Origin of the sequence: Rhodococcus sp. SORGH_AS_0303 (assembly GCF_030819335.1) — a bacterium.
GTDB lineage: Bacteria > Actinomycetota > Actinomycetes > Mycobacteriales > Mycobacteriaceae > Rhodococcoides.
In genome coordinates this window covers 4,070,389-4,088,365 of sequence record NZ_JAUTBO010000001.1, presented here as the reverse complement: position 1 = coordinate 4,088,365, position 17,977 = coordinate 4,070,389, and the positions used below count along the sequence as shown (strand labels likewise).

Here is a 17,977-nt window from a genome sequence, read left to right as displayed (position 1 = left end):
ACCTAGTTTTGATCTCAACGTGCCGAGACAGTCGGCCCGACCACCTCGACGCCTGCACACACACCGTCTGCCGACACCGGTTCACACACACCCAGGAGATCCCGATGGCCACGAACGCCGTACTCGACTTCATCCTCAGCCTTCTTCGCGACGACAAGGCCGCCGCCGCCTACTGCGCGAACCCCCAGGCCTCGCTGGACGCTGCCGGCCTGCCCGACGTGTGCCACGCCGACATCGTGGCCGTGGCGCCCATGGTCGCCGAGTCCGGACTGTTCGCCGGCGGATCGCGTCTCGCCTCGATCGTGAACGCGGGCAGCTCCTCCAACGTCGTGAACTCGACCGTCGTGAATGCGGGCAGCGTGAACAACAGCACCGTCTTCGGCGGCAACAACGTCGCCGTCGGCGGCCCCACGTTCGGCAGCAACGCGGTGAACTTCGGAAACAACAACAACAACGGAAATTTCAGCAACAACAACTTCGGGGGCTTCGACCTGGGCGGCTTCACCTTCAGCCCGACCCTCATCGGTGGCGGCCTGGCGATCGGCAGCATCGGCAACCTGAACCTCGGTGACCTGGATCTGAGCGGCCTGAACCTGGCCTCGCTCGACCTCAGCGGCCTGAACCTGGCCTCGCTGGACCTCGGCGGGATCGGCGACATCGACCTGCTCGGCGGACTCGACCTCAGCCTCATCGACCTGGGCGACCTCGACATCGCGGGCCAGTTCACCACGGTCCTCGCCCTCGTCCTGGCCAACGGACTCTCCCTCGGTGGCGACCTCGCCGCCGAGTTCGGTGCCGCACTGGGCGCGGCGTTCGACGCCTTCCTCGCCCTCGGCGGCGTCCTCGACCTCGACACGCTGGTCGACCTCAGCGCCACCCTGGCCGGTGCGCTCACCGCAGCGCTCGGCCTCGGCGTGGGTGCCGGAGCCCAGCTCACGGCCGCCCTCGACGCCGTGCTCGGCACCGTCGCCGGTCTCGACTTCGACGCCGTCGTCGGTCTGTCCGGCGTTCTCTCCAACGCACTCTCGGTGGGCGGTGTGCTCGGCGCGAATGTCGGCGCCGCACTCGGCGGCGTGCTCGGCGCAGCGGTCACCGCCGGTGGCTCGCTCGGCGCCGATCTGGCCGCCGCCCTCACCGCCGGACTCGATGTCGCCGGATCGCTCGGTGTCGTCGTCGGTGGCGCGCTCGGTGTGACCACCGACATCACCGCTGCTCTCTCGGGTGCACTCGCCGCTGCCGTCGACGTCGCCGGTGATCTCGGCGCGACGCTGACCACCATCCTCGACGCGAACGTCGTCGCCGCGCTGGCAGGCACGCTGACCACCGAGCTCTCCGCGGCTCTCGGCGCAGCCCTCGCTGCCGGCGGAGACGTCGCCGGTGAGTTCGGCGCCTCCCTCGGCGCGCTCCTCGGAGCCGTCACCGGCCTGTCCGGCGCACTCGACCTCGACGCTCTTCTCGGCGTCGGCGGCACCCTCGGCGCGACCCTCGCCGGTGTGCTCGGCCTCGGTGGCGGTATCGGTGCGCAGCTCGGCGCCGCGCTCGACGGTGTCCTGGAGTTGGCCGGTGGCCTGGACCTCGCGGCCGCCCTGGCCGGCGGAGCCGACATCGCGGCCACGCTCGGCGCCACTCTCTCCACTGCCCTCAGCGGCGTGCTGGTCGCCGGCGGTACCGTCGCCGGCACGCTCGGCGCGGCCTTCGGTGCCGCCCTCGGCGGCGTCCTGGGGGCCGACCTCGGTGCTCAGCTGGTCGGACTGCTGGCCGGTGAGCTGGACCTCGGTGCGGCACTGGCCACCATCCTCGACGGCGCTCTCGGCCTCGGCGGCCTGCTGGACATCGGCGCTCTCGCCGACCTCGGTGCCCTGCTCGACGTCGACGGCGCACTCGGCCTCGGTGCCGGTGTCCTGGCCACGCTCGGCGGTTCCCTCGAGGCTCTCCTCGGCGCGGGCGGCCTGCTCGGTGGCGATCTGACCGCACTGCTCGGTGCCGATCTCGGTGCTCAGCTCGCTGCCGCGCTGGCCGGCGCTCTCGCCGTCGGCGGCGACCTGGGCGGCGACCTCGGACTCGCCCTCGGCGGCGTGCTCGCCGGACTCGTGGACGTCGCGGGCGGTCTCGACGTCGACGCGGTGGCCGGACTCGGTGCCACCCTCGCCGCAGCCCTCACCGGCGCACTCGGTGTCGGCGCAGGACTCACCGGTGGACTCGCAGCGGGCCTCACCGCTCAGCTCGGTGCCGCTCTCGACGGTGTCCTCGGCCTGGCCGGCGATCTCGACCTGCTCGGCGGACTCGGCGTGCTGGGCGACCTGAACGTGCTGAACGACCTCAGCGTCCTCGGCGACCTGGACCTCGCGGCCACCCTGGGTACCGCACTCTCCGGCGCTCTCGCCGCCGGCGGCGCGGTGGCAGCCAACCTCGGTGCCACGCTCGGCGCGGCCCTCGGCGGTGTCCTGTCCGGCGACCTCGGCGCCGAGCTCGTCGGCCTGCTCGCCGGTGGTCTGGACCTCGGTGCCGGCCTCACCACCCTGCTGGGCGGTGTCCTCGATCCGTCCGGTGCCCTCGGCCTCGGCGGCGACCTCGTCGCCACGCTCGGCACCTCGCTCGCAGCCGTGCTCGGTGCGGGCGGTCTGCTCGACGCCGATCTCGCGGGCCTGCTGACCGGCGGCCTCGCCGCGCAGCTCTCCGCCGCACTCGCGACGGCTCTCGCGGCCGGCGGCGACGTGGCGGCGAACGTGGGCCTGGCCCTGGGCGACGTGCTCGGCACGGTCACCGCGGGTCTGGACCTGGACGGCGTCCTCGGCGCCGACCTCGCAGCGGCGCTCACCGCGGCCCTCGGCCTCGACGGCGACCTGACCGGTGGACTCACCGCGCAGCTCGCCGGCGCGCTCGACGCCGCACTCGGTGTGGTCGGAGGCGCCGACATCACGGCTGCGCTCACGGGCGCACTCGCCGCCGGTGGCGACGTCGCCGCAGGACTGGGCGCGACACTCGGCACCACCCTCGCTGCCGTGCTCGGCGCCGACCTCGGCGCCCAGCTCACCGGACTGCTGGCAGGCGGCGCCGATCTCGGTACCGCACTGACCGCCGTCCTGGGCGGCGCTCTCGACCTCGACGGGGTCTTCGGCATCGGTGCCGACGCGGCCGCCGGCCTGGTCGGCACGCTCGGCACCACGCTCGCCGCCGCACTGAACGTCGGCGGCCTGACCGACGTCGACCTCACCGCACTGCTCGGCGGCGACCTCACCGCCGTCCTGGGCGCCGCACTCTCCGGCGCCCTGGGCGCCGGCGGCGCACTGGGTGGCGACCTCGGCCTGGCACTGGGCGGGCTCGTCGGAGCGGCTACCGACCTCACGGCCGGCGCCGATCTCGGACTGGTCCTCGCCGGTGCACTCGGTGTCACCGGCGATGCCGCCGCCACGCTCTCGGGCGCACTCGACGCGATGCTGGGAGCTGCGGGCGGTCTCGACCTCACCGCGATCCTCGGTGCCGACGCGGACGTCGCCGCCACCGTCGGAGCCGCGCTCAGCGCAGCACTGTCGGCCGGTGGCCCGCTGGCCGCGAACGTGGGCGCCGCCCTCGGCGGCGTGCTCGGGACCGCCCTGTCGGGCGACCTCGGCGCACAGCTCGCGGGTCTGCTGGGCGGCGGCGTCGATCTGGACGCCGCACTCGGCACGGTCCTCGGCGGCGCACTCGGACTCGGCGGGCTGGTCGATCTCGACGGGCTCGCGAATCTGGACGGGCTCGGAGCCGTCGGCGGTCTGCTCGACGCCGACCTGCTGGGCGGCCTGACCGGCGCACTGGACACCGACATCGTCGGTGCGCTCGCCGGCTCGCTCGGCGCTGCCCTCGGCGCCGGCGGGCTGCTCACCGGTGACCTGCAGGCACTGCTCGGCGGCGATGTGGCGGCGCAGCTGTCCACCGCCCTCGGCGTGGCTCTCGGCCTCGGCGGCGACGCTGCCGGTGAACTCGGACTCGCCCTCGGCGGCGTCCTCGCCGGCGTCACCGACCTGACCGCGGGTGCCGATCTGGGTGCCGCCGTCACCGCCGCTCTCGGCATCACCGGTGAGGGTGCGGCCACCCTGGCCGGCGCCCTGAACACGGCGCTCGGACTCGGCGGGGCGCTCGATCTCGACGGCCTGGTCGGCGGAGATCTGGCCGCCACGGTCGGCGCTGCACTCGGCGGTGCTCTGGCCGCCGGCGGCGATGTCGCCGCCACGGTCGGCGCCACTCTCGGTGCCGCTCTCGGGGGCTCCCTGACCGCCGATCTGCAGGCCCAGCTCGGTGCACTGCTGGCCGGTGGGCTGGACCTCGACGCCGCGCTCGGCACGGTGCTCGGTGCGGCTCCGGATCTCGATCTGGACGCAGACCTCGCCGGCCTGCTCGGCGGCGCTGTCTCGACCGGCCTCGGCCTGGTCGCGGGAGTCGGCCTGCCCGACACGGAGCTGCCGGACCTCACGGGCAGCCTGGCCGCGGCACTGGGACTGGGCGGCGCAGCCGCAGCAGGACTGGGAACCGCACTGGGCACGGTGCTCGGCGGCACGGTGCTCGCCGATCTGGATGCGAACGGACTGCTCGAGGGTGACCTCGGCGGCATCGTCTCCGCCGCACTCGGCGACGCACTGAACGTCGGCGGTGTCCTCGACCTGGAGACCGACCCGGTCGGCCAGTTCGGCACTGCGCTCAACGGGGCGCTCGGCCTCGTCGGCGGCGTGGACACCGGCGCCCTGGGCGACCTGCCCGCGACGCTGACCGCAGCTTTCGGCGTCGGCGGCACGGCGGGTGCGGAGCTCGGCGGAGCCTTCGGCGCTCTGCTCGACATCGCCGGCGGCGGCGATCCGGTGGCGTCCCTGGGAACGGCACTCGGAGCCACGGGTGACCTCACCACGATGCTCGACGCCGCACTCGACACGGCGGTCTCCGCCGGCGGCGCGCTCGACGCCGAGGGTCTGCCGATCAGCGGACTGCTCGACGCGAACACCGGCCTCGACGGCAGCCTCAGCGCACTGACCACCCTCACCGGTGGCCTCGGCGCCGTGGGTGCGGTCGCCGGCGGACTGGACGGCACCCTCACCGGTGTCGGCGGCGCGGTCACCGATCCCGACGCGGTCACCGGTGCGGTGGCGAGCCTGGGCGGCGGCCTCGCCAGCGGCCTCGGGCTGGGCCTGAACAGCGTCACGCAGGGCGGGCTCGAGCTCGGCTCGGAGCTGCAGGGCGGCCTGACCGGCGCTGCGACCGGCGCGGGCGGCGTCTTCGGCGGCTTCGAGATCTCGCCCGACGGCGAGGTCACCGGCGGACTGGACAACACGTCCGAGTTCACCGGCGCACTCGACGGCGGCATCGACGCCACCGCCGACGCGGTGGGCCAGTTCCAGAACTCCACCGACGCCGTGCTCGGCGGCGTCACCGGAGCGACCGACGGACTGGGCCTGAGCGCGGTCACCGACGTCACCGGCGACGCGCTCGGCGCAGTGACCACGGACGGCGGACTCGGCGGCGACATCGCCGGCGAGGCCACCTCCTGGCAGGACGTCGACGCCGAGGGTGCCTTCGACGGCCCCGCGGCGGCGGTCGGCGGAGTCGGCGACGGCCTCACCGACACCGTCTCCGGGCTCGGCGGCGGACTCACCGGTGGCCTGACCGACGGCCTGTCGAACACCCTCGGCGGTGGACTGAGCTCCGCGGACGACGGCCTCGACACCGGCGCTGTGGCCGATGACGACGCGGCCGACGCGGGAGACGCCAACTGATCACCCGCGCTCTGTAACACCGACGACCCCGTACGCGCTTATGCGTACGGGGTCGTCGGCGCTTACCGTGAGGGTCACACCGCCGCAGATGGTGAATGCTCACAGACGCGCTCGACCCGTTGCCACCGCAGACAGATCGGGACCACATGCAGAACGACGCACCACCCGCCGTGCAGACCGGCGCCGGGAAGACCCCCGCGCCGACGCAGGCGACGCAGCTGGCCGAGCTCCTGTCCCGGATGGGCGAGGTGGCGTCCGGTGCCGGTCGCCGCGACCTTCTCGACCGGTTGACGGCGGCGCGTGAGCGGGTGCTCGATCCGCGCCTGCGCATCGTCGTGGTCGGACCGCTCAAGCAGGGCAAGAGTCAGTTCGTGAACTCGCTGCTGGGCCTCGACGTGTGTTCGGTGGGCGACGACGAGACCACCGCGGTGCCCACGATGGTCGCGTACGCGGAGACCGAGCGGGCGGAGCTGGTGGTCGGCGAGATCGGTGCCGACCCGGTGCACATCGACATCCCCATGGCGGACATCCATGCCGTCACACCGACCGACCCGCGCGCGGAGGGTCGCGAGATCCTGCGCCTCGAGATCTCCGTGCCCAGCCCGCTGCTGAAGGACGGGCTCGTCGTCATCGACACCCCCGGCGTCGGCGGCCACGGCAACCCGCACGCCAACAGCACCCTGGGTCTGGTCACGTCGGCGGATGCCGTTCTGGTGCTGTCCGATTCGAGTCAGGAGTTCACCGAGCCCGAGGTGGCCTTCCTGCGCCAGGTGGTGACTCTGTGCCCGGCGGTCGCGTGCCTGGTGACCAAGACCGACCTGTACCCGCACTGGCGGCGCATCGTCGAGGCCGATCGCGGGCACCTCGCGCGGCAGGGCATCGACGTTCCGCTGATGCCGATCTCGTCGATGCTCCGCTCGCACGCGCTGCGGCTGAAGGACGATTCGCTCGACAAGGAGGCCGGCTTCCCGGCTCTCTACGACTTCCTCCGCGGTGTGGTGCAGCGTGCCGACGCCACCACTCGCAAGGCCGTCGCTCTCGACGTCCGCTCGGTGTCCGAGCATCTCGCCCTCGCCCTGGGCAGTGAACTCGCGGCGCTTCGCGATCCGGAGACCGCCGCCGCGGCGGTGGCCGGTCTGCAACAGGCGCGGGCCAACGCCGAGGACATGCAGAAGCGCAGCAGTCGGTGGCAGCAGACACTCAACGACGGCATCACCGATCTGGCCGCCGACATCGACCACGACCTGCGAGACCGGCTGCGCGTCATCACCCGTGAGGCGGAGGAGGCGGTCGACGGGGGAGACCCGGGCAAGGACTGGCCGCGCATCGGTGAGTGGCTCGAGGACCAGATCGCCTCCGCCGTGGGGGACAACTTCGTCTGGGCGCACGAGCGGTCCCTGTGGCTCGCCGAGACGGTCGCTCGGCACTTCGCCGAGACGGCCGATGCGCACATCCCGGCGATGAACATCGCGAACGTCGACGGCGTCATGGACCCGGTGACCTCACTGGGGGACCTCGAGTCCGGCCGGATGGGCATCACCTCGAAGGTGCTCGTGGGCATGCGCGGCTCCTACGGCGGCGTGCTCATGTTCGGACTCATCACGACGATGATGGGACTGGCGCTGCTCAATCCGATCTCGCTCGGCGCCGGAGTCCTGCTGGGCAGCAAGGCCTACAAGGACGACAAGGAGGCGCGGGTGCTCAAGCGGCGGGCCGACGCGAAGGTCGCCATCCGCAAGTTCACCGACGACGTCAGCTTCCAGGTGGGCAAGGAGTCCAAAGACCGCCTGCGGCTCGTCCAGCGCCAGCTCCGTGACCACTTCACCGACATGGCCGATCAGACGGTGCGCTCGGTGAGCGACTCGCTGCGTGCCGCGCAGGAGGCGGCGACCGGCGCCTCGTCCGAGCGTGCCGCGCGCACAGCCGAACTGGAGCAGTCACTGAAGAAGATCTCTGCACTGCGCAGCATCGCGCAGAAGCTCGACCCCGAGGCCGTCGAAGCCGCCGAGGCAGACAAGGTCGTCGAGGCGGCTCGTGCGGACCGCACGCAGATCGGTACCGGCTCGTGAGTGTCACGCTCGACCGTGCGCGGGAACTCGTCGCGGCGGCGCAGGCGGAGTACGTGCGGGAGCCGGACGTCCGGGATGCGTTGCGCGTCTGCGCGGACCGGCTCGACGAGCCGCTGCGCGTCGCGCTCGCCGGATCACTCAAGGCCGGCAAGTCGACGCTCCTCAACGCGCTCGTCGGACAGGACATCGCCCCCACCGACGCGACCGAGTGCACCCGCGTGGTCACGTGGTACCGCCGCGGGACGTCTCCCTCGGTGACGGCCCGGTACGACGGGGACCGCTCGATGAGCATCCCGGTGTTGCGACGGGGTGGTCGACTGTCGTTCGACTTCGGCGATCTCACCGCCGACCGCGTGGACCGCCTCGACGTCGAGTGGCCGGCGCGAACCCTGGCCCGCAACACCATCATCGACACCCCCGGCACGTCGTCGCTGTCCCTGGACGTGTCCGAGCGGACGTTGTCGATGTTGACGCCCGAGGACTCCGCGTCCGGCGCCGACGCCGTGGTCTATCTCCTGCGCACCCTGAGCGCGTCCGACACGTCGTTCCTCACCCGCATCAACGACGCGGTCGGTGGCGACTCCGGCCCCCTCGGCGTGGTCGGCGTCGTCTCGCGTGCCGACGAGGTGGGCGCCGGTCGCATGGACGCGATGATGTCGGCCAAGGAAGTGGCGTCCCGCTTCGCGGTGGAGCTCGAGAAGACCGGTCTGTGCCAGGCCGTCGTGCCCGTCGCCGGCCTGCTCGCCCTCGGGGCACGGACGTTGCGGCAGAGCGAGTTCGGCGCGCTCGTCGCGTTGGCCGACGCTCCGCCCGACGACCTCCAACTGGCGATGCTGTCGGCCGACCGCTTCTCCCGCCCGGACATGCCACTCCCCGTCGATGCGGAGACGCGCGCCGGACTCGTCGACCGTTTCGGGCTCTTCGGCATCCGGATGGCCGTCACGCTCATCCGCATGGGCACGCGCGATTCGCCCTCGCTCGCAAGGGAACTCGTCGAGCGCAGTGGACTCGAGGAGCTACGGCACATCATCGACGTTCAGTTCGGCGAGCGAGCCGACCAGCTCAAGGCGCACTCGGCCCTCGTCGCTCTCGATCGCGTGCTGCGCGCCTCACCGGCCGCGGGATCGCGCGCCATCATCGACGAGGTGGGATCCACCCTCGCCGACGTCCACGGGTTCAAGGAACTGCGTCTGCTCGGTCAGCTACGGGCACGCGAGGTGCGGCTGTCCGAGCCGGAGAAGGCGGAGCTCGCTCGACTGGTGGGTGCGCAGGGCACCGAGACGACGACGCGGTTGGGGCTCGATCCCGACGACTCGGTGGAACTGCAGCGCAAGACGGCCTTCGACGCGGTCCGCAGTTGGCGCTCCCGCGCGTCCCATCCGCTGCTCGACCGGTTCACGGCGCGGGCGTGCGACATCGCCGCGCGCAGCGCCGAGGGCATCCTCGCGGAGCTCGACCGCCGCTGAGATCAGCGCCGGACGGGAGCGGCCGCGAGCCATCGCCCGACGGCGGGGACGAACAGCGGAGCGGTGCCCAGCAGAGCGAGGGCCGCGACGACGAACGGCGCATACGTCGTGGGCTGCTCCAGCGCATCGGAGGTCGCGATCCAGAACGCGATCGATCCCGCGGCGGCGACGATGCCGACCAGGGTCAGCGTGGATCGTCCGGTGGGGCGTCGGCCGCGGATCTGCAGGATGCCGGCCAGTCCCACCAGGAGAACAACGGCGCCGACGGCAGCACCGGCGACGAGCGTGATGAGGACCGTCGAGTCGATGTCCTCCGCCGAGGTGCCGGGGGCGTCGGCCGAGAGGACGTCGGCGAGGCGCGACCGTAGTCCCTGGTGGTCGAGTCCCAGCAGCGCGCCGGTGGCCGCCAGGACGACGAGGCACAGACTCCACAGGATCACGGCGGCATCGACGGCGCGTGGGCGCTCGTCGGGAACCGGCTCCCGCATGGGCGTCACGTGCACCGACGGGCGGGGCGGCTTCGGGGGTTGCGAGCCTTCGACACTGTCCGACGCGTTCATGGCTTCAGGCTAGAGGGTCTGTTTCCGCCCGACCCTGTTGTGGTCCGGCCCCGTCCGCTCGGGCTCGGAAAGTGATCGAGCACGAAGTCCGCGGTCGGGGTCACACCGGCTTCTCGGAAGTGGGCCCCATCACTTACGGTCAGGGCGGTAGTGGGCCCGCCAGGGCCCCGTTGTCGATGGGATGAATGTGCGGAAACTGCGGTCTGCCGGCGTCGGTCTGGTGATGTGTCTCGGTCTGTTCGGCGCGGTGGTGCCCACGGCGACCGCCGAACCTCCCGGCCCGGCCTCGAGCTTCTACACGCCCCCCTCGCCGCTTCCCGCCGGGAACGACGGTGACCTCATCCGTACCGGGCCGTCGAATCTCGCACTGTCGCTTCCCTTGCCGCAGGGACCGATCCCCGGCACCGCGACGCGCCTGATGTACCGGTCGCAGGACGCCAACGACGCGCCGGTGGCCGTCACCGGGACGTACATCGACCCGTCGGCCGAGTGGACCGGCCCCGGTCCGCGCCCGCTCGTGGTGATCGCCCCCGGCACCCACGGCCAGGGCGACCAGTGCGCGCCGTCGCACCAGTTGAACAACGTCCTCACCTACACCCCCGTACTCGGACTCATGGTCGAGTACGAGCTGCTCTCCACCTACGCGTTGCTGGCCCGCGGCTACGGCGTCGTCATCACCGACTACGACGGTCTGGGCACGCCGGGTGCGCACACCTACGTCAACCGCGCCGCCGAAGCGCACGCGGTGCTCGACGCGGCGCGCGCCGCGCAGCAACTCGGCAACACCAAGGTCGGACCCGAATCCCCGGTCGGCCTCTGGGGTTACTCCCAGGGCGGCGGCGCCGTGGCAGCAGCCGTGGAGCTCGCTCCCGAGTACGCACCGGAGCTGGACATCAAGGGCACCTACGCCGGTGCCCCCGTCGCCGATCTGGCAGCGACGCTGGCCCAGGTCGACGGCACCATCCTCACCGGTGTCATCGGCTACACCCTGAACGGTCTGCGCCGGTCCAACCCCGAGTTGGGCCCGATCATCGACGCGTCGACCAACCCGGCCGGCAAGGCTGCGCTGGCGGCACTCGAGAATCAGTGCGTCGTGGAAAGTGCACTCACCGTGGGCTTCCACCGCACCAACGAGTGGATCACCACCGGCGAGTCGCTGTCGGACTACCTCAAGCGCATTCCCGAGGCGCAGACAGTTCTCGCCGAGAACAAGATCGGTAACCGCACGCCCACCACGCCGGTCTACATCGACACCGGCACGGGCGACGACATCGTTCCGCACGGCCAGGCCGTCGATCTCGCCGCAACCTGGTGTGGAAAGGGCTCGAACGTCCAGCTGAACACTCAGCAGCTGCCGTTCTTCCTCCCCGGGCTCGCGCTCGGCCACGTCCTGCCCGACTTCATCGGACTCGGCGCCGGCACCAATTGGCTCGACGCCCGGTTCCGCGACGTTCCGACAGCGGGCAACTGCGCCTGACCCGTCACCGCCGAAGCGCCTCGATCACAGTCGATCGAGGCGCTTCGTCGCGTTCCGGACCCTCGAGGTCGACGCGTCCTTCTCCGACGCCGCCTCGGAACGCGCGTCCTGCGCCGCCTCCAGGTCCTCGCGGGCCTTCTCGAGTTGCTCGGTGAGGGCGTCGACCGACTCCTGCAGGTCGTCGACGCGATGGTCGGCGTGCTCCAGCGCCTCGGTCGCATCCTGCAGCGCAGCCTCGGCGTCGTCGAGTTCGGCCTGTGCGCGGGCTCGCTGCTCTTCCATCTCCCGTTCGGCGGTGTCGTCGGGTTCGGGTTCCGGTTCTTTCGCGGGTTCGGGATCGACGGACACCAGCCCCATCGGGCCGAACCCGCTGTACTCGGCGGCCCCCAGCATCCGGCCGCGCCGCACCTCGTCGGCGATGTCCGCATCGGACAGCGCCGCATTCAGGCTCTGCGTCACCTCGCGCCCGACGTCCTCGCCGATCGGGTGACCGCGATCCTCCGCGATCTCCGCAGCCCGGCTCGCCAGCGCGCGCACCGCGCGTTGCCGCTGCTTCGTCAACGTGCGGAGGGTGGCACCCGACGGTCGACCGGCCGGCCTCCGGCCTTCCCGCAGATGTTGCTGCGCCTCACGAAGTGCTTCGCCGAGGTCGAGCAGGTCTGTGACGTCGTCCTCCGCGTCGCGCACCGTCACGTTCAGCACCCACCCGACGATCGTCGGTTTGCGCAGCGCACCGATCTGCTTGGCCAGGTCCTTGTCGCCGTCGGAACGCGCCTGCTTCTGCCGGCCGGTGCGCGCGGCGACGAAGTCGGACGGGTCCAGCCCGTACAGCTCGTCGGCCACCTCGTCGAACGTCATGCTGGTCGATTATGCCGCCACGCTGTTGTCATAGAGAGTATGGATGGCAAGTCGCGAAACTATCGATAGCGCGACGGGATGATGCTGCGGGCCCGGTGCGCTGAACCTTCCGTGGCCGCGAGAGACGGGGCCGCGGAAGGGACACACCGTCATGAGCACCCTGCAGAACACCCGCATCCTTCTCGTCGGCGGCTCGTCGGGCATCGCGCGGCGCATTGCCAAGGACGCGCTCGCCGCCGGCGCGGAAGTCGTCCTCGGCAGTCGACGCCCGGAGGCCCTGGCCGACACTGTCGCCGAGCTCGGCTCGGGCGCATCGGCGGTGCACCTCGACCTCGACGACGAATCGTCCATCGCCGCCGCCGTCACCACGCTCGGACCTCTCGATCACGTCGTGTCGCTCGCGGCGAACCACGCCAACGGCCCGGTCGCAGACCTCGACCGCGCCGCCGTCGAGCGCGCGTTCGCAGCCAAGGTCGTCGGACCGATCCTGCTGGCCAAGCACTTCGCGCCCACGCTGCGGGACGGCGGCTCGTTCGTGTTCTTCTCCGGTGTCGCCGCATGGAAGCCGGCGCCGGGCCTCGCCGTCATGGCCACGACCAACGGTGCTGTCGCATTCCTCGCGGAAGCGTTGGCCGTCGAACTGGCACCGTTGCGGGTCAACGCCGTCTCGCCCGGCATCGTCGACTCGGGTGCGTGGGACGGCATGGGGGACGGCAAGCAGGCGATGTTCGACGCGACGGCTGCCAAGAACCCCGCTCGGCGAGTGGGTCGACCCGACGACGTCTCGGCCGCAGTACTTCTCGCGCTCACCAACGGCTTCGTCACCGGAACCACCCTCCACGTCGACGGGGGTGGACGGCTGAGCTGAGCGCCTCAGGCGATCCGTACGCCCCTCGGCAAGGTGCGGGCCGGAACGCGGAGTCGGCGCGCGGCGACCGTGAGTCCGAGAGCTCCCAGGATGACATTGACGGCCAGCCCGAGGTACCAACTGTCGCCGATCTTTCCGGATTCGAACGCGACCTGCTCGTCGTAGAAGCTGCGGTTCGAGGCGCTCACGCGGTAGGTCGACACGGTGTCCGCGCAGGTCGGCTCCGTCAGGTACGGGCCCGTGCGCGCCGTCGAGAGCGTCTCGGCTATCGGGCGCGCCACGCTGGGATCGGGTGGCCGCTCGTCCGACGTCCAGACACGTACGCTCGGATTGTCATGTGCGGCCACCACATCCGGGAGAATGAGAAACGGGTTGGGCGCCAACAGCCACCAGATACGCTCGGTGTGCTCGTAGGAGCGCACCGTGGCCACGTCGCGACAGTCCGGAACGGTGTCGAACGAATCGTCCACGTACGTGTACTCGGCGCCCACCACCTCGTGGTCCTCCGCCGTGGTCGAGTAGAGCAGGCCGAACAGCGCCGGGAGGCCCAGCACGAGGAAGAACACGGTGGCCTGCGTCAGGACGGCCGAACCTGCCGGCCGAGCGGTCAGGGCCGAGTACCCCAGCCCGATCCCGCAGTAGCACAGAAAAATCACGCAGAGAACGATCACGCCCAGCACCGAGGTGCCGATGCCGTAGGGCGCGGCGACGATGCCCCACACCAGGTACGGCGACGCCACGGCGACGAGGGCAAGGCAGGACACCCACGACCCGAGAAGTTTGCCGACGGCCAACTGCCAGTGGCTGATCGGCGTCGCCTGCACCACGGCGAGCGTCGCGTCCCTTGCGGTCACCGTTGATCGACGTCGCCGTGAGGGTGGGGGCGAGGACCACGCCGAGGAACAGCTCGACTCCCAGTACGACCGCGTAGAGATTGCGCGCCCAGCCGTCGTAGTTCGCATCGGCCTCGTCCACCGACAGTGCCAGATACATCGACCCGAACACGGCCAGCGACATGACCGTGAACGTGACGGCCAGGGTGACGCGCCACCGCGTGGTGCGCAGTCGCTGCCGGAGTTCGAGGCCGATCAGTACGCCGACCACCGACGACCAGCTGCTCATCCGTGCCGCCATGTCATGTCCTGTCCGCGTCGAGGGCGAGGTACGCGTCCTCGAGTTCCGAGTCGACGCGGGCGAACTCGGCGACGAGCACTCCCGAGTCGACGACCGTGCGCAGGTGTCGCGCCGCGGCCTCCTCGTCGGGGAAGCGCAGGATGTCGGCCGACGAAACAGGCCGGCCCACCGCGCGTAGTCGCCACGATCGTTCGGTGGCGGGTGCCGACTCCCGCGTGCGCCCGTCCGTCATCACGAGCACGTCGTCCACCATCTCCGACAGTTCGGTGAGGATGTGGCTCGACACCAGCACTGCGCATCCGTTGTCGGCGAGCCGGCGGACCTCGTCGCGCAGTTCGACTCGCGAGCGCGGATCCATGCCGGACGCCGGCTCGTCGAGCAGCAGGATGCGCGGTCGGTGGACCAGAGCGCGGGCGAACCCGAGCCGCTGCTTCTGGCCGCGGGACAACTCGTGCGCGGGTCGGTCGGCGCGATCGTCGAGGTGGACCTGCTGCAGCAGTTCGGCGGCGCGGGCACGGGCGTCCTTCGACGACAGCCCGTGCAGCCGTCCGAACGTGGACAGGATCTCGGTCGCCGTGAGGCTGTCCCAGGTGCCGAAGACGTCCGGCATCCACCCCACGGCCCGCCGGAGTGCGACCGTCTCGACCGAAGACCCGTCCAGCTCGAGGGTCCCGGAGTCGGGAGCCAGGAGGCCGGCGAGCATCAGCAGCAGCGTCGTCTTTCCGGCGCCGTTGGGCCCGACAAGGCCGGTGACCGTGCCGGGAGCGAGCGTCACGTCGGCGTGCGCGACTGCTGTGTGGCGTCCGAACGTGCGGGTGAGACCTCGGGCCGTCAGGGTCGTGCCGGGAACCGGTGACATGCCGTGGACCCTAACCGTCGGACGCGCGTGCTCAGCCACACTCTCGCGTCGAATTCCGCGGATCTGCAGAAAGCCTCGCGATCGGGTGGGTTCACACGCGCCGACCATGCGTGAGTGCCCTCAACTCGCTGCCGGAGGCGGGATCCCGTCGATCCGGTCGACCTGTGGATGCTGAGGCACGGCCGAGTGCAGGTTTTGCCACATTTTCGCGTCGAATGCTGCCGATCCGCAGAAAGCCTCGCGATCGGGTGGGTCCAGACGCGCGGACCACAGCCGGCCGACCACTCCGGGAACAAACTCGCACACCCCTCCGTTGAGCCGTACGACTGCCATTGAGCGTGGGTCACTCAAGTACGACTTGACGGAGCGAGAATCCGGCAGGCAGACTTGAGCGCAGTTCGCTCAGGCAGACGCTCGAACGATCACAGCAGCATCTATCAGGAGGTCTTCACATGGCTCGTGCGGTCGGAATCGACCTCGGGACCACCAACTCGGTCGTGTCCGTCCTGGAGGGCGGCGAACCGGTCGTGGTGGCCAACTCCGAGGGTGCACGCACCACCCCGTCCATCGTCGCGTTCGCCAAGAACGGAGAGGTTCTCGTCGGCCAGTCCGCGAAGAACCAGGCCGTCACGAACGTTGACCGGACCATTCGCTCCGTCAAGCGCCACATCGGCACTGACTGGACCGTCGGCATCGACGACAAGAAGTACACGTCGCAGGAGATCAGCGCGCGCACGCTCATGAAGCTCAAGCGTGACGCCGAGGCGTACCTGGGCGAAGAGATCACCGACGCGGTCATCACGGTGCCCGCGTACTTCGAGGACGCACAGCGTCAGGCCACGAAGGAAGCCGGCCAGATCGCCGGCCTCAACGTCCTGCGCATCGTCAACGAGCCCACCGCCGCCGCTCTGGCGTACGGCCTGGACAAGGGCGAGAAGGAACAGACCATTCTCGTGTTCGACCTCGGTGGCGGCACGTTCGACGTGTCCCTGCTCGAGATCGGCGACGGTGTCGTCGAGGTCCGCGCCACGTCCGGCGACAACCACCTCGGTGGCGACGACTGGGACGAGCGCATCGTCACCTGGCTCGTCGACAAGTTCAAGGCTCAGAACGGCATAGATCTGACCAAGGACAAGATGGCTCTCCAGCGCCTGCGTGAGGCTGCGGAGAAGGCCAAGATCGAGCTGTCCTCGAGTCAGAGCACGTCCATCAACCTGCCGTACATCACGGTGGACTCGGACAAGAACCCGCTCTTCCTCGACGAGCAGCTCAGCCGCTCCGAGTTCCAGAAGATCACCGCCGACCTGCTCGACCGCACCCGCGCGCCGTTCCAGGCCGTGGTCAAGGACTCGGGCATCGCGGTCAAGGACATCGACCACGTCGTGCTCGTCGGTGGCTCCACCCGTATGCCGGCAGTCTCCGAGCTGGTCAAGGAGCTCTCCGGTGGACGCGAGCCCAACAAGGGCGTCAACCCGGACGAGGTCGTGGCCGTCGGCGCCGCACTGCAGGCCGGTGTGCTCAAGGGTGAGGTCAAGGACGTTCTGCTCCTCGACGTCACGCCGCTGTCCCTCGGCATCGAGACCAAGGGTGGCGTGATGACCAAGCTCATCGAGCGCAACACCACCATCCCCACCAAGCGGTCCGAGACCTTCACCACGGCGGACGACAATCAGCCGTCGGTGCAGATCCAGGTCTTCCAGGGTGAGCGCGAGATCGCGTCGCACAACAAGCTTCTCGGCTCGTTCGAGCTGACGGAGCTGCCTCCCGCACCGCGCGGTGTGCCCCAGATCGAGGTCACGTTCGACATCGACGCCAACGGCATCGTGCACGTGACGGCGAAGGACAAGGGCACCGGCAAGGAGAACACGATCAAGATCCAGGAGGGCTCCGGCCTCTCCAAGGAGGAGATCGAGCGCATGGTCAAGGACGCCGAGGCTCACGCCGAGGAGGACAAGACCCGTCGCGAGGAGGCCGAGACCCGCAACCAGGCCGAGTCGCTCGTCTACCAGACGGAGAAGTTCGTCAAGGACAACGAGGACAAGGTTCCTGCGGAGACCAAGGAAAAGGTCGAGTCGGCCATCGCGGAGGCTCGCACTGCCTTGAACGGCACCGACATCGCCGCCATCAAGGCAGCGGTGGAGAAGCTGAGCACGGAGTCGCAGGCTCTGGGTCAGGCACTGTACGAGTCGGCAGCAGCCGACGGAGCAGGTGCCGACGGCGCAGCCCCGACCGACGGTAGCGACGATGTCGTCGACGCCGAGGTCGTGGACGAGCCGGTCGACACGGACAAGAAGTGAGTGCTGAGGACACCGGGAAGGTAGACGCACCCGACGTCGACCCCGCCGTGGAGGAGTCCCTCGCGGGCTCCGCCACGGCGCCCCAGCCCGGTGACGTGGAGGACGAAGCAGAGGTTCTCGAGGCAGAGATGTCCGAGGGTTCCGTGGATTCCGAGACTGCGCCCGAGAAGGACGAGCTGTCCGAGCGGACGGCCGACCTGCAGCGCCTCAGCGCCGAGTTCGCCAACTACCGGCGACGCGTCGCTCGGGACAAGCAGGTGGACATCGACAACGCCAAGGCGTCGGTGTTGGCCGAGTTGCTGGGTGTGCTCGACGATCTCGATCGGGCGCGCAAGCACGGTGACCTCGAGACGGGGCCGCTGAAGTCGGTGGCGGACAAGCTCGAATCCGTCATCACCGCACAGGGTCTCGTCGCCTTCGGTGACGAGGGCGACGCGTTCGACCCTGCGCTGCACGAGGCCGTGCAGCACGAGGGCGACGGCAACGATCCTGTCGTCGGCAGCGTGTTCCGCAAGGGGTACAAGGTGCGTGATCGAGTTCTGCGCACCGCCATGGTCGCCGTCGTCGACGGTTCGGGCGCCGACGCGGCATCCGACCAGGCATAGTTCGACCACAACGAAGATGTGATGTGAGAGGAGGAGGCGACCG

General features: G+C 70.5%; 11 protein-coding genes. 7 read left to right on the top strand and 4 right to left on the bottom strand.

The window, feature by feature from the left end; all coding sequences use genetic code 11:
• Positions 1-104 precede the first annotated feature (104 nt).
• The 3 genes from QE449_RS19350 (at position 105) to QE449_RS19340 (ending at position 9,276) form a co-directional block, all read left to right on the top strand.
• Positions 105-5,741, top strand: coding sequence for an IniB N-terminal domain-containing protein (locus tag QE449_RS19350; protein ID WP_307109450.1), 5,637 nt, complete (start codon positions 105-107; stop codon positions 5,739-5,741).
• A 239-nt stretch (positions 5,742-5,980) separates the two neighbouring features.
• Positions 5,981-7,810, top strand: a complete 1,830-nt coding sequence (locus QE449_RS19345; protein ID WP_231476460.1) for a dynamin family protein — start codon at positions 5,981-5,983, stop codon at positions 7,808-7,810.
• Positions 7,807-9,276, top strand: a complete 1,470-nt coding sequence (locus tag QE449_RS19340) for a dynamin family protein (RefSeq protein WP_307109449.1) — start codon at positions 7,807-7,809, stop codon at positions 9,274-9,276. Before QE449_RS19345 ends, QE449_RS19340 begins: the two co-directional genes overlap by 4 nt.
• A 2-nt stretch (positions 9,277-9,278) precedes the next feature.
• Here the strand turns inward: QE449_RS19340 and QE449_RS19335 are convergent, their stop codons facing one another.
• The gene (locus QE449_RS19335) at positions 9,279-9,836 is read right to left on the bottom strand and encodes a hypothetical protein (RefSeq protein ID WP_051613623.1); all 558 of its coding nucleotides are present in this window, start codon (positions 9,834-9,836) and stop codon (positions 9,279-9,281) included.
• A gap of 181 nt (positions 9,837-10,017) precedes the next feature.
• Here QE449_RS19335 and QE449_RS19330 point away from each other — a divergent pair, with 181 nt between their 5' ends.
• The gene (locus QE449_RS19330; RefSeq protein ID WP_231476455.1) at positions 10,018-11,313 is read left to right on the top strand and encodes a lipase family protein; all 1,296 of its coding nucleotides are present in this window, start codon (positions 10,018-10,020) and stop codon (positions 11,311-11,313) included.
• A 24-nt stretch (positions 11,314-11,337) separates the two neighbouring features.
• Here the strand turns inward: QE449_RS19330 and QE449_RS19325 are convergent, their stop codons facing one another.
• Complete coding sequence (locus tag QE449_RS19325) at positions 11,338-12,171, bottom strand: hypothetical protein (RefSeq protein ID WP_027506931.1); 834 nt, start codon at positions 12,169-12,171, stop codon at positions 11,338-11,340.
• A 151-nt stretch (positions 12,172-12,322) separates the two neighbouring features.
• Here QE449_RS19325 and QE449_RS19320 point away from each other — a divergent pair, with 151 nt between their 5' ends.
• Positions 12,323-13,039 (top strand): SDR family oxidoreductase, encoded by a 717-nt coding sequence (locus tag QE449_RS19320; protein ID WP_027506930.1) that lies wholly within the window; start codon positions 12,323-12,325, stop codon positions 13,037-13,039.
• 5 nt (positions 13,040-13,044) lie between these two features.
• Here the strand turns inward: QE449_RS19320 and QE449_RS19315 are convergent, their stop codons facing one another.
• Positions 13,045-13,893 (bottom strand): ABC transporter permease, encoded by an 849-nt coding sequence (locus QE449_RS19315; protein ID WP_307109448.1) that lies wholly within the window; start codon positions 13,891-13,893, stop codon positions 13,045-13,047.
• Between the two features lie 281 nt (positions 13,894-14,174).
• Positions 14,175-15,032: an ABC transporter ATP-binding protein gene (locus tag QE449_RS19310; RefSeq protein WP_307109447.1), complete on the bottom strand. Its 858-nt coding sequence runs from the start codon at positions 15,030-15,032 to the stop codon at positions 14,175-14,177.
• 452 nt (positions 15,033-15,484) lie between these two features.
• Between QE449_RS19310 and dnaK the strand changes: the two genes are divergently transcribed.
• Together dnaK and grpE are read left to right on the top strand one after the other, a co-directional pair.
• Positions 15,485-17,329: a molecular chaperone DnaK gene (dnaK, locus tag QE449_RS19305; protein ID WP_027506927.1), complete on the top strand. Its 1,845-nt coding sequence runs from the start codon at positions 15,485-15,487 to the stop codon at positions 17,327-17,329.
• A complete protein-coding gene (gene grpE, locus QE449_RS19300; protein ID WP_051613622.1) occupies positions 17,326-17,934 on the top strand; it encodes a nucleotide exchange factor GrpE in 609 nt (202 codons plus the stop codon). The genes dnaK and grpE overlap by 4 nt, the downstream gene beginning before the upstream one ends.
• The last annotated feature ends 43 nt before the right edge of the window (positions 17,935-17,977 follow it).